Here is an 838-nt window from a genome sequence, read left to right as displayed (position 1 = left end):
GTAATGTCATCTTTTGGTTGATAAAGATTATTATAATACCCCTCAACGCTATTTACGAATACATCCCATTGCCCATTATTAATCATGTTAGCAGGGCAGATTTTACCGCTCCATTTTTGATGTTTTACAATGTTATTTAACGGTACACCAGTTTCTTTCATTAAATAAGCTACAAGTTTCTTAGCGTTATCTACCGCTTTACTATAGTTTCCGTCACTGTTAACTGCAATTTCAATTGCAATAGATTCTCTATTACCTGGACCATCACCGTCTCCTGCGTGCCATCCGTTCTCGTTTAATGGTAGATGTTGATAAATCTCTTTATCGTCTACTGTAAAATGCCACGATGCAGCTCGATCTGTGTTCCCTACTGCTTGGTTATATAGGTATTGAGCGTGGTTTCTAGCACCTGCTCCTACACTTGTATTATCAGTCTCATGAATTGTAATATACTTTGGACTCATGTAGTTTTGAGGACGAATATTATCGTTACCTGCTGGAACAATCCATTCAGTGAATGGAACACCGTTTATTGTACTAGAGGTGCTAGGTGATATGGGAGACAGACTACGTTTTGTTCTGTTTGAATTGTTAGGAACAGTTAATGTACCTGTTTCTTCATGAATACCTTCTGAACGTTGAAGACTATCTACTTTCTTATTGTCGACAGTACCTCCACCACGTCCATCTACCTCTTCAAAACTAGCTTCAATACTTTTTAAAGCCTGTTCATCTGTTGTTTGAAGTTGGTCTGTGTTACCTTGCACTTGAAGGCTTGTAGATTGCTTATTGTTTACTGATTGTTGTTCCTCTGCAAACGATACCAATGGTGAAGATA

General features: G+C 38.1%; 1 protein-coding gene. It reads right to left on the bottom strand.

What is annotated here, in order from left to right; genetic code table 11:
• A partial coding sequence (locus ACTFRY_RS29715) for a peptidoglycan recognition protein family protein (protein WP_440032490.1) occupies positions 1–838 on the bottom strand: 838 nt, incomplete at both ends.

It is taken from the genome of Bacillus cereus group sp. MYBK195-1 (assembly GCF_051916605.1).
Lineage (GTDB): Bacteria > Bacillota > Bacilli > Bacillales > Bacillaceae_G > Bacillus_A > Bacillus_A cereus.
This window is presented reverse-complemented; position numbering and strand designations above follow the sequence as displayed.